Genomic DNA, 25,109 nt, shown 5'->3' with positions numbered 1-25,109 from the left:
AGTACGTTACAGTTCCCACGGATAATCTGTTGTCAAAAAACTAGCCAGCTGCTTACTTTCTTCTCTCCGCTGACGCCGTATGGCTGCGCGTGATGGAGCCGTCTGGTGCAATTGTAACTGCTCTTCTGTTTCTGGAATCACCTGCGGGACAGTCACCTTACGGTTGTTCTCGTCCAATGCCACAAAGGTCAGAAAGGCGGTGGCTGCGATTTTTCGGTCACCAGTCATCAGTCCTTCACGAATTACCTTTACGAACACCTCCATCGAGCTACGGCCTGTCCAGGTTACGAACGCTTCTAGAGTGACAGAATCACTCGGATGGATAGGTAGCAAAAAATCCACCGAATCCGTAGAGGCTGTAACTGTGTTCGTACGACACAGCTTAGCAGCTGCAATAGATGCGATATCGTCGATATACGACATTAATCGGCCGCCGAAGAGCGTGTTATGATTGTTGATATCGTTGGGAAATACTCGGGACGTCTTGAAGCAGTAGGTTTCTCGGATGTACTTGCTTTCCATGGATTCTTTCCTCTCTTTTCCTCGTTGCTCTCTTTTTATATCTCAGGATTTTGCAAAATCATGATGTGGAAGCCTGTTTTAGACTATGCTAATCATCCCACTAATCCGCATAATAAATCAATACATAAAAATCGGCATCCTCATCCGAATCATTCCGGTAGGTATGTATGTCAGATACTTGAAATTGCACGGCATCCCCTGCACTCAGCTTGAGCTGTTGCCCCTGCATTTCAAAGTACATTTCCCCACGGATCATGAGAATCGTTTCCTCTCCCAAATGCTTCTCTGCCTGGTGTGTAAAGCCTGGCTTCAGACTTACCGTGAACACCTCAAACTTCTTTTCAGCGTGATACGGGAATACAGGGTAAACAAAATAGTTACCGTCCTCATCAATAACCGGATGCAGGTCTTCCCTCCGAATCTTCGTGATTTGCGGCGGGTCTTCTTTGAGAAAGGTGGAGAAGGATACATGCAAACCGTTCGCAATTTTCCAAAGGGTTGTTACCGTAGGATTGGATTTCCCCTTCTCAATCTGAGCCAGCATCCCTTTGCTGACCCCTGTCAGTTCAGCCACCTTATCCAAACTTAATCCTCTAGTCTTCCTGATTTGAGCCAAATTAGAGCCAATAATATGCTGCATTGAATCCACGGACGTTGCCTCCTTGTATCCAAAAGTCTATATAAGAAGAATACACAAAAGACTGTGTGTTCGCTATATATAGACTGTATCGTAAAATATCATTTATCTTTTGCAATTTTGGATGCATGACTTATTATCCACAGTAAATTAATTGTAGCCGATCAAGGTAATACAAAGCTTAAATGGGAAGTAGACATGCTACAATTTACTGTAATTGTAATATGGTCAGGTTCCTCGCTTACTTCAACATGCAATAAAAACATTTGACATTGAATATAAATGTCCTTAAACTTTTCACTTATTAAAACTTTTTTCAAAACTATTGTAATATCCTGAAGGAGGGCTGCTATCCTATGACTTTTCCGTCCCTGAACACCCAACAGGTGAGAAAATCAAGTTTGGCTATCTAGGAGGGACTAAATTTGAATCTGCAAACCCGCAAGTCCCGCCACATGTATACGATGCAGCTGGCGACAATTTTTATTGGCTTTATTGTATTTGGCATCTCGGAAAATATTAAAGGCCCTGCCATTCCACGCATCCAATTCGACTTCAATCTGGATGAACAGCAGCTCGGAACATTGTTGTCTCTAAACGCACTTGGTTATTTGATTGCCTGCTCGTTCACCGCTGTCCTTGTCCGTAAGTGGGGAATCAAGGCGGTCAGCATCATTTCCTTTGCTTCCATGATCATCCCGGGAGTGTTCATCTATCTGTCGCACACGTATCCGTTCTTCGCCTCGTCCTACTTCTTGATGTATATCGGGAACGGCATGCTGGAGATTGCGCTCGCAATTTTGGGGGCGAGGATTTTTGTGAAAAATACCGGCACGATGATGAATTTGTCCCACTTTTTCTATGGGCTCAGCTCAACAGTCGCCCCTTTGCTGGCGACGGGAGTCATGTCACTGACGGTATTTGGACATATGCTGGACTGGCGGGGGATGTATCTGGCTATGTTGTCGCTCTGCTTGCTGCCGATTGTGGCCGCACTGCTCAGCACCTTCCCGGGAGACGATTTGCAGCATGAGGATCGAACCTCACTCAAGACGCTAACCCGCGATCCAGCACTCTGGATGATGGTAATGATCCTGTCGTTTGGAGTAGTCTCTGAGCTCGCAGTTGGGGGCTGGCTGGTCAACTTTTTAGAGAAAGCGTATTCATGGAGCACGGTGGAGGCGTCCAGCATGCTCTCAGCGTTCTTTCTTACCTTCTCGTTGGGGCGCCTATTGCTTGGTCCACTCACAGACCGGATGGGGTTCGTGCTTTCGACGATTCTATTCTCCGCCTTCTCAGCGATATGTACGTTCGCAGCAATCGCGGGTGGAGAGAGACTGGCGTTTCTCTTTGCCGTATCAGGTGCAGGTATTGCAATGATCTATCCGACCGTGATGGCGTTCATAGCAAGGAGATATCCGAAGGACAGTGATACAGCTATTACGTTCGTCGTCACGCTGATGGGCATAGGTAGTGTCATTGGCAACTATGTGATCGGCTGGGTAATCGAAGGGGTCAAGATAGTCTACGGCGCAACCACTGAGCTTGGCATACTGCGCGGACTTCAGGCGGGATATGGAGTTATCGGTCTATGCGCAGCCATCTGCGCGATCTCGGGAATTATTCTCTACGGATATCTGAAAAAGCGGCAGGAGCTTATATAAATCACCACCTTAGGGTTGCCCCATAAGTCATGAACTGACTGGGACGCCCTTTTTTTACGAGTTCCCCATTCAGTCAAAACAGCCCTTATATGAACACATCCGAGCTGCTTTGATTCATCATCAGTTCTTGCCCGTTTGCCATTTCGAAGAGCTCATCGGGAGTACATTTGAACACCGCTTTTGGATGACTGGCTGCTGCCAAATCGTCTGGAACCGGAACACGACCGAACCTTTTTGGTAAATACATAGCCTTCATTGGGTTGTCAACAGTAAAACAGCTTTTTAAGAGCAATTCTCCTGTAGGAACTATTCAACATAACATACAAACGTATAATATATTGATACTTTACAACTTACGTTATATACTATTATAAAATTTATACACTGGGGGTAAGGTTAAAATGTCCATAGCTTCGGAGTTGAGCGGAACGAAGCACGATTCACTCAGCTTTTTACAAGGGGTTAAAGATTGTATTCCTACATTGCTCGGTTATGTATGTATTGGGTTCGCGGCAGGCATTGTGGGCGCTTCATCAGGGGTTAGCACCATGGAAATTGCCTTCATGTCGGCGCTTGTATACGCAGGAGCCTCCCAGTTTATCATGTGCTCGATGCTGGCTGCAGCCAGTCCTCCATCCGTCATTATTTTAACGACTTTCATTGTGAATGCTCGTCATCTGCTGTTAAGTGCGTCGCTGGCTCCTTACTTTTCTAAATATTCATTGTGGAAAAACATAGGCATCGGTGTTCTTTTGACGGACGAATCCTTTGGAGTAGCGTCGGATAAATTGGCTAAAGGCGGGCAGGTCAGTGACCGCTGGATGAACGGGCTTAATATTACAGCTTATCTCGCCTGGATTGCATCCTGTGTAGCGGGAGGGGTTCTCGGGAACTGGATTTCCCGGCCGGAGGCTTTTGGTCTGGACTTTGCCTTGCCAGCGATGTTTCTTGCCCTGCTCATTTCCCAACTCCAAAGTGTCCAGACCTCCAAACTCAAGCATCGTCTGCTGCTTGTGCTGTGTATGGCTGTTCTGATGTACCTATTGTCCTGGTGGGTACCATCACATATCGCCGTCATTGTAGCGACCATGATCACCGCAACGATTGGAGTGTTAACTGACAAATGAACATTAATCCCAATGTCCTGTATATCATAATCGGTGCCATGCTTGTCACGGCGATTCCAAGGATCATTCCCTTTGTCGTGCTGCAAAGGCTGGCGCTACCCAAGCCAGTGCTACAATGGCTTTCCTATATTCCCATCTGCATATTCACGGCCCTCGTGATGGAAAATCTGCTCGTTCGAACCGAAACCTCAGTCACTCTTAATGGACAAGTGCTTATGGCTGTCTTTCCTACGCTAGTGACCGCCTTGTGGAGCAAAAACCTGCTGGCTACCGTCGTTGTCGGTATTGTGAGTATGGCTGTAATTCGACTTTTGTGGTGAAGAAAAAAATTACCCTCCTACAATAGGAGGGCATCTGTCCTTTCTTAGGCTCCACCTGTCGTCCTTACTAACGAGGGCGACAGATCTCCTTCCTCAAAACCACGTTCTCGTTGTGAAAGATACGAGGAGGCTTGCAGCCTAAACATTTCTGCATACACTCCGTCTATATCCATTAAGTGTTCATGGCTACCTGCTTCCACAATTTTGCCCTCCTCCATTAAAATAATGGTATCCGCCATACGTGCGGAGGACAATCTGTGTGAAATAAACACTCCAATTTTCTCATGAATAAGCTGATCAAACTTTTGAAAAACCTCTTTCTCCGCGTGTGGATCCAAAAAAGAGCTCGGTTCATCCAAGACATATATATCGGCATTTCTCATAAAGGCCCTGGCTATTGCAATACGCTGCCACTGTCCTCCAGATAGCTGCTGTCCATCTTCAAACCATTTTCCAAGCAAGGTATTCATTTTATCAGGCAGGCCGACTATCAAATCTGTAATCCCCGCCTTATCTATAGCTGTCCAAATGGCCTCATCATTTTCTCTGGAAGCCACATTACCAAAGCCAATATTATCTCTAACAGCCATCTCATAATGGACAAAATCCTGAAAAACAACGCCTATCTTTTCTCTAAAACTGTCTTTATCCAATTCATGTATTGAGTGTCCATTAATTAAGATTTCTCCTTCAAAATCGGAATACAAATGAGTCAGTAACTTCACAATCGTTGATTTACCCGATCCATTTCTCCCTACAATGGCCAGCTTCTCTCCTTGATGAAGCTTGAAGCTAACATTAGAAATGGCATTCTCCTCCGTGTTCGGATATCTAAACGATACATTCCGAAATTCAATACTGTGAATAGTGGACAAAGGCAATTGCTGAACCGTTTTTTGTATTTTTGCCTCTTCCGGCATATCCAAAAAGTCAAATAGCTGCTTGATGTACAAATTATTTTGACACAAGCTTAAAATCCCTTGTACAATGCTCTGCGATGTTGACTGGGTTAACGTGATACCCTGAATTAAGCTCACCAAGTTCCCCACTAAAATTTGACCAACATAAGTGGCTTGTATGGCCATGAAAATAATAAATGCACACGCACCCTGATTTACAATCTGAAATACAAGAGAGGTATAGGATCTACGAACCGCTAGCACTTTATCCTCGCGATAAAACCCTTCGAGTATCGTTTTATATCTTTTTCGCAAATAGTCTCCCAGTTGAAATATTTTCACTTCTTTAAAACTATTATCTCTTGTCACTAAAAACGACAAATACCAGGATTCACGTTGTCTTCCTGCTCTTTGAAAGTGAACATTAAATTCTCTTTGCCCGATACGTAAAAAAGAATAAAATGATAAGCATGGAATGAGAAAAATGAATAAGAATGCCCACCATCTCCATGCGATGAGAATAGCACCCGTCGAAAATAAGGTTACAACACTGCTAATAATGGCAAGGATTTGAGTGAATATTTCAAACGGCCTAAAATCTGCCTCTCCCTGAGCACGTTGGAGCATATTTTGCACATCTGCATCCTCAAACGACTGCAAAGACATCTTTTGTGCTTTTTCAATAATTCTGATATTTACCTGGTTCGATAGCCGGCTTTGAAACATTTTACGAAAAAAGCTTTCGCCAATATTGATCAGATCGTACAGCAAATTGACACCGATCAAGACGCCAAAAGCTATAAAAACAGGTTGAAAGCTGCCCCCTGACGCTCCGGCCACGACACTGTTGATTAATTCTCTCGTGGTTAAAAGGATCACAGCAGGAATTGCACCCTTCAATAAATTCGTAATGAGTATAGCAATCAAAAAGGAAGGATGTGTGTCCCAAAGCAGCCTGAATATACGAGGCCAAAATAAAAAGGTACGAAATATATTTTTATAGGACAAAGAGATCAGGTCATTGGTTTGTCCATTAGACTGTGACATAGCTTACCCCTTTCCTATGCAACAGGTTAGCTACTGTATGCTTAGCTAAAGCCATACATTTTATTTCTCGCTCCCTATTTACACCAAGCAGACGATTCAAATGCATATGAATGATGCTGCCTAAAATATCATAAGAAGGATTGGTAAGTTCGTGATTATTTTTAGCCAGGATTATCGCTTGAGCATACTGCTGAATCATAGTCTGTCTTTTTTCTACAAGCGCTAAGAAAGCAACCTGTGTGTTCGTATCTGCTTGTCCAATCCATTCATAATTCGATTCTACAGCGGTAATCAATGTTTTTTTGACATCCCTGAACGCCTTCATATGAGGCTTGCAATCAATTCTCTCTTCTAGCCATTTCACTTGCTCCTGAATCGTTAAACCAAAACCACTCAGATAATGAATAATGTTAATCACAGCCGCAATCTCTATGTCCAGATTGAAAGCATTAGAGCGAATTCCCTTCATATAGGCGATGACCCATTGACTATCCACGTCAAAAACCTGTTCTGCCAGCTCCATAAGTGTCTGTCCTCCATACCTCTCCAATTCAGGATGGTATGTATCTATGACCATATTCGTTATTAGCCCCTCTTCACGTAACTCGGCTGCCCACTGATTTAATTGCGCCAAACCAGCTGTCCATAGCTTATCGGGCTCTCCCTGAAAACGTAAACGGATATGATGTTCAGGATCAACGTATCGCAAAAAGTAAAATTTTCGACTCCAATCCTTAAACCCCGGCTGTTTTAAGAGATGCCCTAGGCTTAAGCCTACCAGGTCAGTCTCTCTTTCCTTGACTCCGTACAATTTAAGGTATAGCCACTCCCCTCCTGGAAATATGCCTCTATGAATGCTGGAAGGAGTATGAGTAATGAAGTTTTGAGAAACAATATGGTTTTGTGAACTAGGGATACTCGGTTTCACCTTTATTTTTTTCTTCTTTAGTGGAAACACAAATTCTCCCATATATCTTCCTGCCGTCCCCTGTACTGGGGTATGGAAGGGATTACCCAAACACTCGGTAAGAAGAAGTTCCTGTCCTTCACGTGTCTTGCTCACCTCATGTAGCAATTCTTTGATATGGAAGAGGTTACATAGGTCTAATAAAAGGCGATTATCCCCCATCGTTAGATAAACATAGCGCGGTACATTCCATTGTTGTCTCCACACATGGAAAAGTTCTTCTCCTTCTTTGGACTCGCATGATTCTGAAATATTCAATGAAGCTTTGCTCAGTTTCCACTGCGCAGCACTAATAATGATCTTTTTATATACTAGTCTTGGCAAAAAAGGGGATTGCTCTAATGGCCCCCAGTCAAAATAAGACCACGTACCAATCTCTTTATTGGTAATATCCGTTAGAAATCTGAATATATGTGGTGAAAGCTTGTAATTCAGCATGTGTGTTTGCAAGGGGATTATTTCCTTACCCAAACGTCTGGACTTGACATAAAAACGATCATGAGTAGCACCCACCACTAAATCATCAATACAGAGCGTATGGTCCTCATCTTTAGAAGAGGTGGTTCCCGACACAATCTCATATGCCATTAAATTTTTGCTTAATGAGATATTTGATATTTTCCCCTGTTCCGGCATAAAAACCATCTCTGACAATAACGCATCGGGATGAAAGCATCGGTGATGATTATATATTTCAGAGAATTTTTGTACAAACTCCTCACTAAACATATCCAGAAAACGTCCAAAGGTTTTACCCGCTCTATTCGAGCCAGCACTGGCTCCAAGTAAAAGCGAATAGTCTCCAGAATCAACTTTTTCAGGAGACTCAGCAAATATACTGTAATAGATCTCCATTGATTCTGGGGAAGTGTCGTAGTTATCAGAAATCATCAGTTGCTCTAACTGTTCATCTGTAAGGGCGAGTTCTATTTCATGATTAGAAATGGCATTCGAAACCCATTGAAAAAGAACAGCGTTGCGTTTAAATGCCTCCATGCCCATTGATTTTTTTTCATTTGAACGATACATTTCCGGTATACCCAGACCCCAATCCTCATCAAACAGTTCATGAATAGGAACCTCCTGATACACACCGTACTTTTCCAAGAAACGATTCAAATATTCAGCCAATTCATCCGTTTTGGGGGATGCATACAATTTGCACATGACTTCAGCCCCTAATGAAACCTCATCAAGCACATGTTTCGGCAGCGTTACTTCTTTATCCAAAAGAACATCAACTTGTACAGGTGTTTTTACAGAAATGATATCCAGCATTTTGTCACATAATTTCCGGTAGACCTTCTCTCCTTCTCCAATCGTGCATTGATTATATTGAAGTAATAAAGTATCAATTTCGTGTAAAATGTGAATCCAAGGATCGGAAATGTCCAGTTTTTTAATTTTTTCGAATATGTAATGAAAGGGTGAATGATCCATTAACGGAGGTCTAAGCTCGCTCAAAATAAACTCTTGCTCTACTAGTTGCTGCAAATAATCAGCTATGATTTCCAAAGTAGCGTCAGGGAATGCCTTTAATAGTATTTCTTTCAGTTCCATCACCCGAATTGGATGTTCCGCAGCTTCAAACGTCATTCGAACAACGTCAGTAAGCCGAATGGAATTAAAAATTTCTGCCGAATCATCAGCTTCTGCTGCTCCATGCTTAGGTCGAAATGGTAATTTGGCTCGATTTCCTTTGATCATAACCGTTTTGTTTAGGAAAACCTTTAGTTGATTAAATATGGCCGGATCAGCTTCTATTTTTTGAATCAGTTTATATATCCATTCCATGTCGGGTCTGGCTCTCTTCAGATGCTTAGGATAGCTACCAATATCCAGATCGGTGGTCTTCCCGCAAATCCCCTGCCCCACTCCTGAAAATAACCCAAATGGAGTCGTTCGGGTAGTCATCCGAATAAAATAACGATAAAAGCTGTTCAGCGTCTTCTCATACTTCTGTAGCTCTCCTTTATCATCCAAAGCATGACCATCATTCAAGTAATGTAAAAACTGCATTAGGGACGGAGAGGCTAATGCTATGGCTTCTTGAACAACAGCTTCTTGGGATATCAACTTTAATCGACGAGTTATTTCCTCCAACGTAAGCTGGCTGTCCACATCTTGATCCGAAAACACCTGAAAATATCGGTCTAGCGATAGTAATGGAGCTCTGATTAGAAAAAAATCACATGCACTAAACCATCTTTCATCCCGATCTCTCACTTCATTATGTAGTTTATGCGCATCAGTGTAATGCAGTTGTCTCTTCACAACTGACCACCTCCAAGTTTTTAGGAAATATATTCAACTTGTAACCGATTCCATGACATGTTACCAGAATTTTTGGATGACTTGGATCATCTTCTATTTTCTCTCTCAATTTTCTGATGTGCACATACACCGTATTAGACGTAGTAAAAGCATCCACTCCCCAGACTCTGTCTATAATGTGATCAATCGTAGAAGCACACTCTTTTGCAGTAAGAAGATACATTAATAATCGGAATTCCATCATAGTCAGCATATGCTCATGCCCTTGCTTCCAAATAACCTTTCCAGCAGGATCAAAAATGACATTAGGTGATAAACTAATAGCCTGCTGTTCTCTTTCCATTTCATATGCAGATGAAGCCATTGAAAACAGTTGTTTGAGGAGATCCAATTGCCGTTGGTCATCACTATGATAGGAAAGAAAGATAAATGGAACTGTAAATTTTTCTTTAATGCTGTGCCAGTAAGACAAGTCCTCTAGCGTTATATGATCCTGATTCAAAGCTACACCGATACACTGCTCATCAATCTCCGGTAGAGCCTGGTAAAGCGAATCATAAAACATGATTCGAATGTTTTCTGGAGTGCTTAAAGTCTCAAAAAAATGCTTAATCTTCCTAAAAGATGATATAACCATAAATTTTTGTTTCATCTAATCCCCCCAAAACCAATGCTTCAGATAAGCAATAAGGTAGAGCGCCCTTAAGAAATTAGAAACAATTCACTCCATCTCCCTGAATATTTAGGATGTTCTTTCCCAATTCCATAGTCCAGCAAACTTAACGCAATCCCTGTTGCTCCTTGCAGTATTCCTACATTATGAACATGAGTTGTCCCCTCCAAATCCCGGTATCCAAATGGGAGCTCTTCATCGTATAAATTTACTAACTTTAAAGCTATCTGATCGGCAAAGTGTAAGGCTGCTATATTACCGGTTAAGCTATAGAATCTATGAGCCATATGAAGCAAACCGGCCAACCCGTGACAGAAAGTAGGGGATAGCGCGTTTAGTAGCTCATCATCTAAGCAAAATATGGATTCCATAGCTTTTTCCGCTATCTTTTTCCATTCTTCATTACTGCACTCAATTCCTGCTCTGAATAATGTCCAAGCTATTCCAAAGGTTCCATGACACCAGCCTTCAATTTCTCTCATCCCTACTTTTTTCTCTCTCTTGTTCATTGAAGACGCTTGAGAGTTTACAGGCCAATACCAGCCATATTGATCCTCCTGAATTTGAATAAGCAAAAAATCAGCTATATGTTTTATAGCCTCATGTAGTCCTTCAACTTTGATCTTTTTTTGTAGGGCAGTGACAAGCAGTGCAAGTATTCCGGTGATACCATGCGCCAAACCTAGATGGATTGAAGCCGAATCTTCCCTTGACGACAAATGTATATATTCAGGTATAAAGTGCGTAATGGTGTCTAATAATTGACGAGACAGATCACACATCGTCTTGTCTTCAGCAACCTCCAGAGTGTATCTGCCCACTCCGAGCAGCCCATTGATGATATCCATTTGCCTACTGAACTCTGTAATTGTGCCAATTACAGGTAAATCCCCCCACTTTACTTCAATATACTTATTAAGCTGAGAGATTAGTTTGTTATAATTAGCTCTGTTATTGGAAGCTAATAATATGCCATAAGCTACTCCTGTTGTTCCATAATAAAGAGAAATACGAGGCAATAATAATAGAGAGTTAGCATCTAAGTACCGTAACTGACTATGCACATGCTCTGCCCAATTTTGATCTGGCTCCAGGTAACCCCATTCGGACAACAGCGCAAACACACCCGGAATTCCATCGGCAAGCGAGCCAGGATTCCAAGGGGGATTTCCACGTGAAGGTGAAAGGTTGTTTGTATGATTAACTATCTTTTCTGTATATGATAGGTCTATTAGCTTTTGTGCTATATACTTACTGATTTCAACTGATCTCCCCTTCAAATCTTCAACCATAAATCCTTCCCTCATTTTCATAACTGGAAAAGACACGGTTATAGAAACCGTGCCTTTTTTCCATGTATTTTCGTTATTAACACGTTTTGCAGAAGGTAAGACTAACTTGACAATTCAAAGTACCTGTTGCACATGAAGGAGTACAGATAATACCACTGGCTGGTTGAACTCCTTTTGGAGCAACCTCATTTTTAGCTACTTGCAAGTCCAGATCAAATTGATTTTTCATCTTGTTACCTCCTTTTTATTTTTTACAATTTTATTATAAGTTATATAATCTTAACTAGACTTTATATAATTCTTACATTTGTCTTAATTTCAACGAGTACATTTAAGATAAACCTTCATTATTTTTTAGTATTTTTAAGGACAACACACTAGATTTTAGTGACAATATAATGAAGAAAAAAATAATGGAGGCTTTCATATGAAAATTGATAGTTTTGTTATACAACAATCCGACCAAGTTCGTGCAAGAGATATTAGTAAAAAAATTGCTTTACGTCTATGCGAGCCCGAATCCGTCTATGCAGCAGTCCATGCGGAACACAATGTTTCGCCAGAAACAAAGTACCACCCATGGGGAGAAACTTCACTTTCGCATGGTTATCCTGGTAACATTCATTTACTATCGCAATGGCGTGCTACAGACCCTTCGTATGATTGGAATAAAGCCATACATTTGAACATGGCTCAGATCCAATCCTCGCTTGCTAAAAATGGTCTTAACGATCTCTCTCTTTACAGTGGCTGGGCAGGCATCGCTTCTTCCGTAAGAGAGGCTTCTAATCATGGAGAAAACTACAGCAATTTTTTACAGCAAATCCATCAATGGATGATTCCTCAGACAGAACAATGGCTTCAGTTAAATACAGAACAATTAAGTCTGTGCGAAGGTATGCCCATGCAAGCCTTTGATACGATTTCAGGAGCATCCGGGATTGGAAGATATATTTTGATGAACACAAACAATCCTATCTGTACTCCTCTCGTTGAGCCTATTCTTCGATTTCTCACCGATCTTACACATCCCATACATATTCACAATCATTATGTCCCAGGCTGGTACTCTCCGCAAAAGTTTCAATTTTTAGACCGGGATAAACGTAACTATCCTCTGGGCAATTTTAATTGTGGAATGGCACACGGTATTCCTGGACCGTTGGCTTTATTATCTGTAGCTTACAGTGCTGGAATTGAAGTAAAAGGCCAATATCAAGCGATTGAAACCATTGCGGAATGGTTGCTTAAGTATAAATATGAAGATGAATATGGTAGCTACTGGCCTCATATTGTTCCATTCGAAGCTGAAACAGGCTCTCTACGGTTTGATTTGGAACGAGCAAGAGAAGCATGGTGTTACGGTACCCCCGGCATTGCCTGTACCCTATTTCTTGCCGGAAAGGCTCTCCATAATGAGGAACTGCAAAAATTGGCTGTGAAAGCTTGTGTCGGTGCAATCTCCTATGAGATAGCTAAGCGGGAAATGGACTCTTCTGCACTCTGTCACGGTCTTGCCGGATTACTTACCATCTCTTGGCGAATGTGGTGTCATAGTAAAGAGCCTGCGTTTCTCCCGCTTATTCAACAGTTAACGAATTGTCTGCTTGATCGCTTTCAAATGGATAGCCCACTTGGATATCTGGACCCCGAGCCAAGGTCAGATGGCTCTTTAACTTGGCTGACAAAAGCGGGCATGCTTGAAGGCGTTGCTGGGATTGCAGCTGCTTTATTAAGTGTTTCTGAGAACAAAGAGATCGGTTGGGATTACATCCTCATGCTATCCTAACTACAACCAGTCCCTATTCACAAACATCTTTCTTCCACCATACAGATAGGCTAAAAACGTAAAAATGACAATCAGTCCGAGACTATAAGGCTCAACTCTGGGTGCATAAGTCGCTGTTTGCGGCATCATAATATAATAAGGAATCGTAAAAGGAAACCACGCACCTATGGAAGAGTGAAAGCCTGTTATGACAATATTAGGAACCACACAACAAATGGACATTCCCAGAGAAGCTCCAAAATTCCGAATTTTTATCGAGAGCATAAGCTGTAGTGCTGCCAGGGGAAAAATCCCGAGCCAACCTCCCAAACCGGTAGAAAGAACGACAGACCAAGGGATTTCTCCTGGAGCACCTGCTATATTTCCACTTACAAAATAGCCTACTATAAATATAAGCTGATCCAGACCCAGTATGAGAATGAGCAATATATATTTTGCATAATAAATTTGCTGACGAGGATACGGGCTGCTCAATAAAATCTTCCATCCTCCATCCCGGTGCTCGTACGCACACAAAAGAGAAGCAATAATTCCACAATAGAGCGGATAAAAAAACATAGAGTGAAATTGCGCTGAATAAGTATATAAAGTTAACCAACTGGGTGAAAAAAACTGCTTCAAATCATTCAGTTCCAGGACTCCCATTAAAGAATTTATGATCGCATCCAATATAATGAGAATCCAAACCATGATCCATTGAAGCTTTATTGTCTCCACGCGTAAAATAGAGCCCATGTATCTTTTCCTCTCTATTTGAATTCATGCTTGGTAAACTGTAGTGTACCAAGTCCCGTAAAGATGACTCCTGCACTTAAAGCAACGATCACCCAAATCATGTGTTCCTTCATCAGAGGACTTGATAATGCAGGGTACGACCAAGGCAATATTTTAATCCACAGAATACTTGTGCGTGCCAAAAACAAGCTTGCAATTGAACCGAATATACCAAACGCTAATGGGAATGCCTGATTAGTGAAAAGCGTAGACAGCCAAAGTTGAATTGCAAGTACTGGTAGGGTAGCCAAGCTTGCATTAATCGGCTGTAACAACATGATCCGCCAAGGAATGGGTTCGTTTGTATATAACACCCAGATGAGGCTCATACCTGCTACAGTGATCAAGGCGGTACCCAACTGCAGAATCACAATCCATACGATTTTGGATAAATAGATATAACTTCTGGGAACAGGCATGGCCATAAGCTGCTTCCATGTTTGAGTATCATGCTCTGTACCGGCCATAATGCTCGCCAAAAGTGTACCGCCAAGCAGCATCACAAACGAAAGGAACATAAACATAACGGCAAAACCAGCGTAGACACCTCCCGGTCCTTGCCGAAAGTAAAGATACCATTCCACAGCAGTCATGCCTGTAAGTACACACCCCTGTATAAGAGGAATCCACCAGCATATTTTCTTCAGCTTAAGCCCCTCTGCCTTTATAACCCGGAGTATCATAAGCTTCGCTCCTTACCTGTCAGTTCCAGGAATATCTCCTCCAATGTTTTTTTCTTCTCTGTGACCCGATAAATGGGATGATTGTGTTCCACAAGCACCTTGATCATCTCCGAAGATTGTTGCCGATCTACAATAGGAGTCACGACCTCATTTTGTTCAATCGATTCAGCTCCGGCCGTCCACCCATGCTGAATCAGTGCACCGGCAGCCAGAACAGGATCTGGGGTTTCAATGAATAATTGAGGCTTGCTTTTGGCGGTGAGTTCCTTCATCGTTCCCTGGAAGATCATTTCACCCTGATTAATAATTCCTACATAGGTTGCAATCTGCTCAATTTCGCTTAATAAATGGCTCGAAACCAGTACCGTCATTCCGTAAGCGCCAGGGAGGCTCATAATTAACTCCCGAATTTCCTGAATACCAGACGGGTCCAAACCATTCGTCGGTTCATCAAGTATCAATAATTTGGGGTTGGCAATAAGCGCCATAGCAATCCCCAGTCTTTGTCGCATCCCCAAGGAATATCCCTTTACCGGACGATACGCATCCTTGGTTAATCTCACTAAATCCAGCACTTCATGAATTCTTCGGGTCGGCAGTCCACGCATGGTTGTAACGATTTCTAAATTTCGATATGCGGATAAATGGGCATAATAGGCAGGTGATTCAACCAAGGAACCAATATCCTTCAATATTTCCATACGCTGATCCTTCAGCTTTTTCCCAAAAATCTCAATTTCCCCGGATGTGGATTTAATCAGCCCAAGTAGCATACGAATCGTGGTTGTTTTACCCGCTCCATTAGGTCCTAAAAATCCATAAATCTGCTGTCCGGGTACCTGGAGATTTATTCGTTTTACAAATTCCCGTTTTCCAAAACGCCTAGTTAGCTGCTGTGTATGTATTACATATTCAGACATTTCCTGATCTCCTCTCGACTTCTAATGCTGAAGCTTAAGTTACATACAGTTTACTGAAGTAAAGTAAACATCAGGTAAACAGTCCCTAAACAACAGGCAAAAAAACCGAGCAAACTGCAAAATGTGAGATCAAATGTTAAAAAGTTAGATGTTTAGCGGCAGTGAAATCTCCATCCTAGTACCCGCTTTACTGCCTGAAAGGATATGAAGCGTTCCGTTATGCGCCTCAATAAAGCTTTTGGCAATAGGTATTCCATGCCCTTGGGAATGAGATACCTGCATGTACTCATTGGAATTCATTCCTATTCCGTCGTCTTCGATAGAAATATGAAGCTTATCGTTCGCTTTGCTTACTTCCATGGAAACGTGTGTACCTGGAGGATTATGAATGATAGCATTAATCAAAAAATTCTGGAGCGCTCTGCCTAATAATTTACTATCGAAGGGCATAATACATGCCGCGTCCATTGACGTAAAAGAAAATTCGTATTGCTCGGCTGAAGGATGGTTAGCGATATCTATGACCGCACTACGTAGAAACTCCACAATGTCCTCCTTCTCCAATTGGATTGGCAATGGACCTTCCTTAAGCTGCATAGAAGCATTCAAATCCTGAATCAACTGCTTCATTTCCGTCACTTTCTCACTGATACCCATACTAAAGCTTCTTCTTTCTTCATCAGACCAGTCATACTCTTGAGCAGTCAGCATGACCGCATATCCTTCAATATAAGATAATGGTGTTTTCAGATCATGGCTTACACCTGCTACCCACTGCTGTTTTCGTTTCTCTATTTCCACTCTCTCTTCCTCATTGCTGCGCAATTGGGCCGATAAGATGTTCATTTGTTCAAAAACTTCTTTATACAATTGATACGGAGGTTTATAACTATTTTTCTGATTTTTTTTGCCCTCTGGCAGTTCCAGTTCACTTAGCGGCGCTTGGAATTCCCCTGTCGCAATATTTCCAATCCATTTAATTACATACACCAAAGGTTTGCCTATATACCATCCGTAGGCAGCTATGAACACAACACTCTGCACGATACCAAGTCCTGTCCAGAATAGATCAATATTTATATTTTGAGATGCTCCAAATATACTTTTTATAAAAATATATAAGATCGTGCAAATAACAAAACATAGAACATAGGCCAGTACAAAGCATAACGTTACTTTCATAAAACGAAAGGACATCTTAACTAGAGAGTTCATTCTTGCTCCTCCATCTTGACTGACATCATTTTATAACCAAGCCCTCTTACATTGATTAAAAATTGCGGGTGCTTGGGATCAGGTTCTATTTTTTTCCGCAAACGGGAGATATGAATCACTACGGTCTTCTCATCACCCAAGAAGGCCTCGCTCCATATCGCCTCATAAAGCTGCCGTACACTGAAAATACGGTTAGGATGCTTGCACAGAAATACCAGCAGTAACCATTCACGTGCCGGACAATCGACCTGCTTGTCCTCCACATACAATACACCGGATTCCAGTTCCAGACGAAAATATCCAAAATCTAAAGTGCGTAAGGTCGGTTTCATGGCCACTGTCGAAACTTTCCGATATTTCATTCGAGCTTTCATACGCGCAACGACTTCCAGCGGGTTAAACGGTTTGGTAATATAATCGTCCCCTCCGATACCAAACCCCATTAATTTGTCTAGGTCTGTATCTCTTGCCGTCAAAAAAAGAATAGGGGCATCCGTATATAGACGCATTTGACGACACACCTCAAACCCATCGTTATCAGGCAGCATAACATCAAGTACAATCACATCCACATGAGATTCCATCACGACTTGCAGCGCTTCCCGACCCGTTGCAGCATGCTTGACTTGAAGGAATCCTTCTTTTTTTAACACCGTTGTCAGCATATCCCGCAACCCCTGCTCATCGTCTACTATAAGTACTGCAATTTCTTCCATAACCCAAGGTTCTCCATTCTTTTTTTACATTTTTTACTTTCATTATAAAAGCAAACGGGCAGAATTTAAATCGAGTTCCATCACATATCGTTCATCCCCGTGAATATACTTAATAACCAACAAGGCCAAACTGTGCCGTGTATCCACTTGGGGGGTGCCTAATAATGCCGGAACCACGCCAGCCATATTCATTCGTCGTATCCCGCGAAGATTGGTCGCTGCATCGCAAAGGGTACCAGGACCAGCAACGTCATCAGCAGAAGGTCAAAGATGTCATTAAGCAAAATCTACCCGATCTGATAACGGAAGAAAATATTATTATGTCGGACGGTCAACAGATTATTAAAGTGCCGATTCGCAGTCTGGATGAATATCGCTTCATTTATAACTATCAAAAGCAAAAGCATGTAGGCCAAGGAGATGGCGACAGTCAGGTGGGGGATGTCATTGGACGTGATCCTGCTTCCCAGAAGCCAGGTAAAGGTGAGAAAGCCGGCGACCAGCCGGGACACGATATTATGGAAACGGAAGTCAGCATAGAAGAACTGGAAGATATGCTGTTTGAGGAAATGGAATTGCCGAATTTACAGCAAAAAGACAAGGATCAAATTGAGGTTGAATCTATCGTATTTAATGATATACGTAAAAAAGGCATGCAAGCGAACATTGACAAGAAACGAACCATTCTCGAAAATCTGCGCCGCAACGCCCGTGAGGGGAAACCGGGCATTCATCATATTAGTCCGGACGATCTTCGCTACAAAACATGGGAAGAGAAGACCATTCCCCAATCCAACGCGGTGATTATAGCTATGATGGACACCTCAGGTTCGATGGGCTCTTTTGAAAAATATTGCGCTCGCAGCTTCTTTTTCTGGATGACCCGCTTTTTGCGCCGTCAGTATGAAAAGGTGGAAATTGTCTTTCTCGCGCATCATACCGAGGCTAAAGAGGTTACGGAAGAAGAATTTTTTACCCGCGGAGAAAGTGGCGGCACGATCTGCTCTTCCGCTTATTTGAAAGCACTGGAGATTATCGACAAACGATATCCTCCTTCCAGCTACAATATTTATCCCTTCCATTTCTCGGATGGCGATAACCTGACCTCGGACAATGAGCGGTGTGTGAAGCTAATCGAGGAACTTATAAAGCGGAGCAATATGTTCGGCTATGGAGAAGTGAATCAATATAATCGCAGCAGCACGCTGATGTCAGCCTACAAGAATATTAAAAAGGATCAGTTTATGTACTATGTCATCAAGGAAAAAGGTGAGGTATACCAAGCCTTACGTACCTTTTTTCGCAAACGGGAAGGGGGATCGGTGGGATGAGTACCGACCAGAAGGAGCTAGAATATGCGATATCAGAAATTATGGAGATTGCCGATGGATTCGGGCTCGACTACTACCCGATGCGGTATGAGATTTGTCCGGCGGATATTGTATACACGTTCGGAGCCTATGGTATGCCCACGCGCTTCAGCCACTGGAGTTTTGGAAAAACGTTTCACAAGATGAAAATGCAGTACGATTTTGGATTGAGCAAAATCTATGAACTGGTCATTAACTCCAATCCCTGCTATGCCTTCCTGCTGGAAGGAAATTCTTTGGTGCAGAATAAACTGATTGTCGCCCATGTACTGGCACACTGTGATTTTTTTAAACACAACGCTCGCTTTTCAGCTTCTAATCGCAATATGGTGGAAAGTATGTCGGCCACAGCAGATCGAATCAACAGCTATGAAATGGAATACGGGTCAAAGGCTGTGGAATCCTTCATTGACTCTGTACTGGCGATACAAGAGCATGTAGACCCACAGATCATCAAACCAAGGCATCTGGATAAACAGCGTTACATGGAGCTCAAAATTCGGGAGCAGAAAGAACCTGGAAAACGCCAGCGCCCTCCTGGGCCTTACGATGATCTATGGTCACTGGAAACAGCGAAGCAGCATGATCCGACCGAGACCGAGGGCATCAAGGTACGCAAGTTCCCACCGGAACCTGAAAAAGATATCGTCTGGTTTATTCAGGAATTCTCGGAGGTGCTGGAGGACTGGCAGCGGGATATTATGACGATGCTACGGGACGAAATGCTGTATTTCTGGCCCCAAATGGAGACCAAAATCATGAATGAAGGCTGGGCCTCCTATTGGCACCAGCGGATTGTAAGGGAACTGGATTTAACCGGGGAGGAAACCGTTGAATTTGCGATGCTGAACGCTTCTGTCGTACAGCCTTCCAAGCAAAGCCTGAACCCGTACTATTTGGGACTGAAAATATTTGAGGATATTGAAAAACGATGGGATAACCCAACCCGTGAGGAGCAAGAGCGACAAGGACGCAAACCGGGCGAAGGACGCGCTAAAATGTTCGAGGTACGAGAGTTCGACTCAGACACCTCTTTTATACGCAATTACATGACCAAGAAACTGACAGAGGATTTGGATCTGTACGTGTTTGAGAAACGGGGACCCGATTGGAAAATCACCGATAAATCCTGGGAAAACATACGGGATCAGCTCGTGTTTTCACGTGTGAATGGAGGCTCCCCTTATATCGTCGTCGAGGATGGAGATTACCTGCATACGGGCGAGTTGAAGCTCAAGCACCAGTACGAAGGCATTGAGCTGGATTTAAAATATATGGAGCGCACACTTCCGTATGTATATCAGCTGTGGGGGCGCACCGTTCATTTGGAAACCTTGATTGAGGGTAAGCTTGCCTTATTCTCATATGACGGTAAGAAACATCATCGTAAGTTTGTATAGTCATACAAAATCAAATAGCCAGCCTAATTTAAAAAAGGGGCATTCCTAAAAAGGATATGCACCTTTTTTTACTATTTCATACAACCTTAAGCGACCTTCGTTTCTTGCCAATTTCAGGACACCTGTTTCGTTTTGGATCAGGGGTGTATTATACTAATATAATAAATGACCCACGGGTCATAATTGAGAAGCAGAACGAGGAGCGCTGATATAGATGAACACCCATCCCAGCTTTCGTGAAGTTCGTGAAAGTGACCAGCAGGTATTCCCGATTGCCTGGTACGCCGTTGGCTGGTCCAAGGAGCTAAAAAATAAACCGCTTAAAAAGCGATTGCTTGGCAAAGATTTTGTCCTGTACCGTGATGATCATCGTCAGGTACATGCCATCCATGCTTATTGCCCGCACCGAGGAGCTGATTTGTCGCTCGGCTATTGTCAAAACGGGCACATCACATGCCCATATCATGCATGGTCTTTCGATGAGAGTGGGCAGTGTGTGGATATTCCGGCACATCCGGGACGGGCTATTCCTGAGTTTGCTCATACCTATGCCTATCCCGTGATTGAAAAAGCCGGCCTGCTGTGGGTATATCCTCAGGCCGTTGGCTCAAAGTCTGAGATAAACTCAGGGTTGGGAACATCCACATCCCCCCCTCCTCTGGAGATTTTCCCCGAGCTGGAGGACCCCTCTCTCATTTTGTCTCCCTACGATTCCGTGTGGAAGGCACATCTGACGAGAGTTGTGGAGAGCGTGCTGGATGTCGCTCATTTGCCAATTGTCCATAACAAAACGATCGGTAAAAAATCCTCCACCGACATTCATATCGAGTTTGAAGCGGATGACAATCATATTCGAGTAAAAAACGGGAAAGGTTTATTACAATATACCTTTCCACAGCAATGGATTTTGACTCCCGCCAAGGAAGGACGCAGCAAGTTTATTAATTTCGTCACCTTCACTCCGATTGAGCAAGAGTTAACTGCCATCTACGGACTGGCTGGACGTAATTTTGCCAGATTTGTACCGGGTATGAGCCACATTTTTTCCAGATACAGTGGCAAGGTGCTGGAAGAGGATCGGGCTGTGGTGGAAAGCCAGCATCCGCGTCCAATCCCAGAAGCGCTGCGAATGGAGGCACACGTCCCCGCTGATGGACCTCAGGTTCGGTTTCGCAACCGCTGGTATGATTTCCTTGTCAACGATGAGCCTCGTGTACGACTGGGTCCAGAAACTACTTCCTCTTAAATTCGACGATGTAGCTTTGATTGAGCTGTTTTCCACCTTCCGAGATGTTCTGGTACATGGATAAAAACCGGGCGGATGGGCTCCATACCGTTGGGCTGTCATAGGATTGGATATCGGTCGTAACCGGAGTGGTTTTACCCGTGGACTGGTCAAACACATACAGCCCTCTCATGCCTTGCTGATCCTCATCATAAATGGAATAAGCAAGCTTGGACCCGTCGCTGGACCAGCTTCCACGACTCATTAAAGTGCCTTGACCGATGATTCCTTTCTCTTTGCCCTGTTCATCCAAAATGATCATACGGGCTGGTTCGGATGTATTCCATTTCCGTTTTTCAATGGCAATTGACTTACCATCAGGCGACACGGCAAAGGACATGGCCCCCTCTGCAATGGTCACAGCCTGAGAATGATTGAGGGTGAACCGATTCAGCACCGGATACCCTTGTTTATCACTGCCTGTATAAAATATGGCGTTACCCACTTTTTCGACATGAGACATCAATTCAGAGCGATTCGGATCTTGAAAACTCAATTCTTTAGCTTTGCCGTCCAGACCAATGAGCTGGATTTTACCATCCGGTGTGCCTGTAATGAGATCATTCTCATCGCTCCAGCTCACTTCGTTAGTCATATCCAGCTTGCCGATCGATGTAACCTTACCACTGCTTAGCTCCAAAATGTAGCCCTGGATATCATATTTGCTGCTAGTGCTGCCTTCAGTAAAAAAGACATGGCGCTGATCCGGTGATACCACAGCAAGTAACTGCGGAGCCTTACGACCTGGCGTTAAAATCCGCTCCTTGTCGGTCTCTACATTATGAATCCACAGCTGGGTTTTACGCTCCACAATCAGCTCTTCGTCGCTCAGCCAAGACCTCGCGTAGACATCCCCCAGCCTGTCGATAGACGATACCACCAGCTCGTCCGTTACTTGCTGCTGGGCTGCATCCGTGTCAATCACAGTAAGCTGTTGCCCCGGTTTCATACCGGATGCTGGATTTGTCTCTCCTGCGCTCTTTATGCCGCAACCGCTGAGCAATCCCCCGGCGATTATGCCGATCATGAGCACCCCCGTAGCTTTCTGTCTGAAAACTCTTGTGCGGGAATCTTCGCGACGAGGGGAGCCGTTCTTTTGCCCATAGCTGTCTATGTTTTTCTTTATCATGTACAACGGCCTCCTTGTTAACGATACCCCCATTTTAATGTCCGAACATCTCATGAATACATCGGATTGTTTCCAAATTGTAAACAAGACACCATTTTAGCCCTGTGCTAACAGTTGGCCGTTTACAGGGAGCCATCGTGAACCAAGAGAGGGAGTCTAAGCGAAAATTCATTCCCACTTACATTTGTATGCCCGTTGTCATTTTCCAACCCACTATGATCTGAAGCTGTAAGCTGCAACTCTCCCCCCATGCGCTCCGCTAGTCTGTGCGCCAGAGGAAGACCGAGTCCCGTACCGCTGTCCTGACGAGATCGATCACGACTTAAGGTAGCAAACGGCTCAAAAATCATGTCCCATTGCTCCCTAGGAATCCATGGGCCGGAATTGCGTATACACACAATCACGGTGTCCTGTTCTACTCGATTCGATAACGTAATCCATCCACCGTCCCGATTGTACTTCACTGCATTATCCAGCAAATTCAGTACAATATGCATCAGATGCTTAGGGTCTCCCCACACCTGGGCAGGAACGGTATCTATCGAAAAATTCAGCCTACGCGCTGCCGCTTTTCCTCGAATACGGCTCCCTGCATCTTCCAGCAACGAATGCAGTTTCACAGCCTCTGTATGCAATTCAAAATCATATTTATCCAGCACAGATAGCCGCAGCGAGTCCTCGACAAGCTCGTACAACCGTTTTGTTTCCTTACTGATACTTTCTCTCGCTTCACGCACCAGTTCAGGATCATCCCCATACATATCCAGTAAATCAGCATAAGCCTGAATAGAGGTTAATGGAGTCTTTAGTTCATGACTGATATTTCCAATAAAAGATTTTTGCTGCTGCTCCAGCTCTCTCAAACGCTGAACCGCTTCTTCCAGCCGAAGCTTTTCGTTTTCCAGCGCGGTAATGCTCTCCCGAATCACATGACTCATCTGGAGCATTCCTTCATCCAGCCTTCCCAGCTCGTCCTGCCGCCGCAGCAGTCTGGCTTCTGGATAGTGCCCTGTCGATATCTGCTCGGAAGCGCGAGTCAGTCGTCCGATATCTCTCGTCTGGCGGCTGACATAGCCTAAGCCCAAAATAAAGCTCAATACCAGCACCGCACCCCCTGTCCATAGAAACAACTGGGCAATGGCCTGGTAGAACTGCTGCTGCGCTTCTGTTGAGCTATGAAGCTGTACCACTCCCAGTAAGCCGTCCGGACCTTGAAGCGGAGCCAAATAGGTGACTGCGCTACCTTCCGTAATATACGCAATTTTGCCTTGGAGCGCATAGGAAAGGGCCTGGCTGACATTTGTTCTAAAAGCCAGCGGTAGAGAATTGCCAACCTCATGCCCCTGACCATCATATAAAATAACGCGCATATTGCTGGATACGCCCAGTTCCACTGCGAGTTGGGGCGCCTGCTTCTTCATGAAGCCTTCCGGTGATTGGCGCACTCCCAACAGGTAAGACTGTTTTACACGCATTTCTACAATTTCGGCCTGGCGCTTTAAACTGCGTTCCATTTGGTCTGTCTGGTTAGCGCGAATGCCAGTAAGCACGAGCCAGCTCAGCACACCGACAGTAAACAGCAGCAAAGCCGCCAGTACCAGGGGAAATTTCCAACGCAGGCTTAAGCCTGTAGGTTTGCGTTTGCGCTTCTGTTGGTCGGTGGACCGCAAGCTTCCTTGCTGATGGAGTGAATGATGTTCGTTCACGTCATTTTCTCTGCCTTATAGCCGATACCATACACGGTCTGTAATATCGCCTGATGCGGCTCAAGCTTCTTGCGCAAGCGCTGGATATGAATATCCACCGTACGCGTTCCGCCCACATAATCGAAGCTCCATACCTGCTCTAGCAGCTCGTCCCGTGTATACACCCTCCCGGCATGAGACACCAACAGCGCCAGCACATCAAACTCCTTGGGGGTCAGATCCAGCGCTATGGCTCCAAGTTCAGCCGTTCGGCTGGACGGACGTACCCGTAATGGGCCGAGTACCATTTCTGTTCCTTCCGGGGCAGGCGCTCCTTCTCGCTCCAGTCTCCGTACCAATGCTTTAATACGAGCGAGCAGCTCCCTTAGGTCAAACGGTTTGCTCATAAAATCGTCCGCACCCAGCTCCAGCCCGAGTACCTTATCAACGATATCGTTTTTGGCCGTCAGCAGTAAAATACCGATGCCCTTCCGACTTTCCAAACGGCGGCACACCTCATATCCACCCAGTTTGGGCATCATCACATCCAGTATGAGCACATCCGGGTGGAACAAACGCACTTTTTCCAAGGCGTCCTGCCCATCAACAGCGGTTTCCACCAAAAAACCCTCTCGCTTTAACGCATAAGCCAGCGCATTCCGAATGCTCGCCTCATCGTCCGCTATCAGTATTTTTTTATCCATGTCCTGCCCTCCCTGCA

General features: G+C 44.0%; 22 protein-coding genes. 7 read left to right on the top strand and 15 right to left on the bottom strand.

What is annotated here, in order from left to right; translation table 11 throughout:
* Positions 1–6 precede the first annotated feature (6 nt).
* Both ACUUJN_RS08035 and ACUUJN_RS08030 read right to left on the bottom strand, forming a co-directional pair.
* Positions 7–522 carry an acyl-CoA thioesterase gene (locus ACUUJN_RS08035; RefSeq protein ID WP_013309488.1) on the bottom strand — a complete coding sequence of 172 codons (516 nt, stop codon included), beginning with the start codon at positions 520–522 and terminating at the stop codon, positions 7–9.
* 100 nt (positions 523–622) lie between these two features.
* Positions 623–1,171, bottom strand: a complete 549-nt coding sequence (locus ACUUJN_RS08030; RefSeq protein WP_023987843.1) for a helix-turn-helix domain-containing protein — start codon at positions 1,169–1,171, stop codon at positions 623–625.
* 413 nt (positions 1,172–1,584) lie between these two features.
* On the opposite strand from ACUUJN_RS08030, the gene ACUUJN_RS08025 reads away from it, so the two are divergent.
* From ACUUJN_RS08025 to ACUUJN_RS08015, 3 genes are all read left to right on the top strand, one after another.
* The gene (locus ACUUJN_RS08025) at positions 1,585–2,823 is read left to right on the top strand and encodes an MFS transporter (protein WP_484669485.1); all 1,239 of its coding nucleotides are present in this window, start codon (positions 1,585–1,587) and stop codon (positions 2,821–2,823) included.
* A gap of 401 nt (positions 2,824–3,224) precedes the next feature.
* The gene (locus tag ACUUJN_RS08020) at positions 3,225–3,950 is read left to right on the top strand and encodes an AzlC family ABC transporter permease (RefSeq protein ID WP_028542932.1); all 726 of its coding nucleotides are present in this window, start codon (positions 3,225–3,227) and stop codon (positions 3,948–3,950) included.
* On the top strand, positions 3,947–4,270 hold the full coding sequence (locus ACUUJN_RS08015) for an AzlD domain-containing protein (protein ID WP_053325053.1): 324 nt from the start codon (positions 3,947–3,949) through the stop codon (positions 4,268–4,270). Before ACUUJN_RS08020 ends, ACUUJN_RS08015 begins: the two co-directional genes overlap by 4 nt.
* A 44-nt stretch (positions 4,271–4,314) precedes the next feature.
* Here ACUUJN_RS08015 and ACUUJN_RS08010 read toward each other — a convergent pair whose 3' ends face one another.
* From ACUUJN_RS08010 to ACUUJN_RS07990, 5 genes are all read right to left on the bottom strand, one after another.
* Complete coding sequence (locus tag ACUUJN_RS08010; protein ID WP_237449031.1) at positions 4,315–5,940, bottom strand: ABC transporter ATP-binding protein; 1,626 nt, start codon at positions 5,938–5,940, stop codon at positions 4,315–4,317.
* Positions 5,941–6,202: 262 nt separating this feature from the next.
* Entirely contained in the window at positions 6,203–9,304 is a 3,102-nt protein-coding gene (locus tag ACUUJN_RS08005) for a lantibiotic dehydratase (protein WP_484669739.1), read from the bottom strand.
* Positions 9,305–9,431: 127 nt separating this feature from the next.
* On the bottom strand, positions 9,432–10,109 hold the full coding sequence (locus ACUUJN_RS08000; protein ID WP_023987836.1) for a winged helix-turn-helix domain-containing protein: 678 nt from the start codon (positions 10,107–10,109) through the stop codon (positions 9,432–9,434).
* A 50-nt stretch (positions 10,110–10,159) separates the two neighbouring features.
* Positions 10,160–11,422 carry a lanthionine synthetase C family protein gene (locus ACUUJN_RS07995; RefSeq protein ID WP_341058175.1) on the bottom strand — a complete coding sequence of 421 codons (1,263 nt, stop codon included), beginning with the start codon at positions 11,420–11,422 and terminating at the stop codon, positions 10,160–10,162.
* A gap of 76 nt (positions 11,423–11,498) precedes the next feature.
* Positions 11,499–11,651: an FDLD family class I lanthipeptide gene (locus tag ACUUJN_RS07990; protein ID WP_023987834.1), complete on the bottom strand. Its 153-nt coding sequence runs from the start codon at positions 11,649–11,651 to the stop codon at positions 11,499–11,501.
* Between the two features lie 198 nt (positions 11,652–11,849).
* On the opposite strand from ACUUJN_RS07990, the gene ACUUJN_RS07985 reads away from it, so the two are divergent.
* Positions 11,850–13,211, top strand: coding sequence for a lanthionine synthetase C family protein (locus tag ACUUJN_RS07985; protein WP_484669484.1), 1,362 nt, complete (start codon positions 11,850–11,852; stop codon positions 13,209–13,211).
* Here ACUUJN_RS07985 and ACUUJN_RS07980 read toward each other — a convergent pair whose 3' ends face one another.
* The 5 genes from ACUUJN_RS07980 to ACUUJN_RS07960 form a co-directional block, all read right to left on the bottom strand.
* The gene (locus tag ACUUJN_RS07980) at positions 13,212–13,946 is read right to left on the bottom strand and encodes an ABC transporter permease (protein ID WP_013309463.1); all 735 of its coding nucleotides are present in this window, start codon (positions 13,944–13,946) and stop codon (positions 13,212–13,214) included. It abuts the gene before it with no gap.
* Between the two features lie 14 nt (positions 13,947–13,960).
* Positions 13,961–14,668 (bottom strand): ABC transporter permease, encoded by a 708-nt coding sequence (locus ACUUJN_RS07975; RefSeq protein ID WP_023987832.1) that lies wholly within the window; start codon positions 14,666–14,668, stop codon positions 13,961–13,963.
* Positions 14,665–15,588, bottom strand: coding sequence for an ABC transporter ATP-binding protein (locus ACUUJN_RS07970; RefSeq protein ID WP_023987831.1), 924 nt, complete (start codon positions 15,586–15,588; stop codon positions 14,665–14,667). Before ACUUJN_RS07970 ends, ACUUJN_RS07975 begins: the two co-directional genes overlap by 4 nt.
* A 144-nt stretch (positions 15,589–15,732) precedes the next feature.
* Positions 15,733–16,803, bottom strand: coding sequence for a sensor histidine kinase (locus tag ACUUJN_RS07965; protein ID WP_028542937.1), 1,071 nt, complete (start codon positions 16,801–16,803; stop codon positions 15,733–15,735).
* Entirely contained in the window at positions 16,800–17,519 is a 720-nt protein-coding gene (locus ACUUJN_RS07960) for a response regulator transcription factor (protein ID WP_023987829.1), read from the bottom strand. Before ACUUJN_RS07960 ends, ACUUJN_RS07965 begins: the two co-directional genes overlap by 4 nt.
* A 164-nt stretch (positions 17,520–17,683) precedes the next feature.
* Between ACUUJN_RS07960 and yhbH the strand changes: the two genes are divergently transcribed.
* The 3 genes from yhbH (at position 17,684) to ACUUJN_RS07945 (ending at position 21,535) form a co-directional block, all read left to right on the top strand.
* Positions 17,684–18,850 (top strand): sporulation protein YhbH, encoded by a 1,167-nt coding sequence (yhbH, locus tag ACUUJN_RS07955; RefSeq protein WP_023987828.1) that lies wholly within the window; start codon positions 17,684–17,686, stop codon positions 18,848–18,850.
* Positions 18,847–20,289 (top strand): SpoVR family protein, encoded by a 1,443-nt coding sequence (locus ACUUJN_RS07950; RefSeq protein ID WP_340858800.1) that lies wholly within the window; start codon positions 18,847–18,849, stop codon positions 20,287–20,289. The genes yhbH and ACUUJN_RS07950 overlap by 4 nt, the downstream gene beginning before the upstream one ends.
* 214 nt (positions 20,290–20,503) lie before the next feature.
* On the top strand, positions 20,504–21,535 hold the full coding sequence (locus ACUUJN_RS07945; RefSeq protein WP_023987826.1) for an aromatic ring-hydroxylating oxygenase subunit alpha: 1,032 nt from the start codon (positions 20,504–20,506) through the stop codon (positions 21,533–21,535).
* On the opposite strand, the gene ACUUJN_RS07940 is transcribed toward ACUUJN_RS07945, so the two are convergent.
* The 3 genes from ACUUJN_RS07940 to ACUUJN_RS07930 all read right to left on the bottom strand — a co-directional run bounded on the left by ACUUJN_RS07940 (position 21,522) and on the right by ACUUJN_RS07930 (position 25,092).
* Entirely contained in the window at positions 21,522–22,703 is a 1,182-nt protein-coding gene (locus tag ACUUJN_RS07940) for a TolB-like translocation protein (RefSeq protein WP_484669483.1), read from the bottom strand. The genes ACUUJN_RS07945 and ACUUJN_RS07940 overlap by 14 nt on opposite strands.
* A gap of 122 nt (positions 22,704–22,825) precedes the next feature.
* Positions 22,826–24,409, bottom strand: a complete 1,584-nt coding sequence (locus ACUUJN_RS07935; RefSeq protein WP_484669482.1) for a sensor histidine kinase — start codon at positions 24,407–24,409, stop codon at positions 22,826–22,828.
* Positions 24,406–25,092 carry a response regulator transcription factor gene (locus ACUUJN_RS07930; protein WP_484669481.1) on the bottom strand — a complete coding sequence of 229 codons (687 nt, stop codon included), beginning with the start codon at positions 25,090–25,092 and terminating at the stop codon, positions 24,406–24,408. Before ACUUJN_RS07930 ends, ACUUJN_RS07935 begins: the two co-directional genes overlap by 4 nt.
* Between the last annotated feature and the right edge of the window lie 17 nt (positions 25,093–25,109).

Source organism: Paenibacillus sp. LRG-1 (assembly GCF_057220305.1).
The sequence above is the reverse complement of the archived record's forward strand: the minus strand, read 5'-3'. Positions and strand labels throughout refer to the sequence as shown.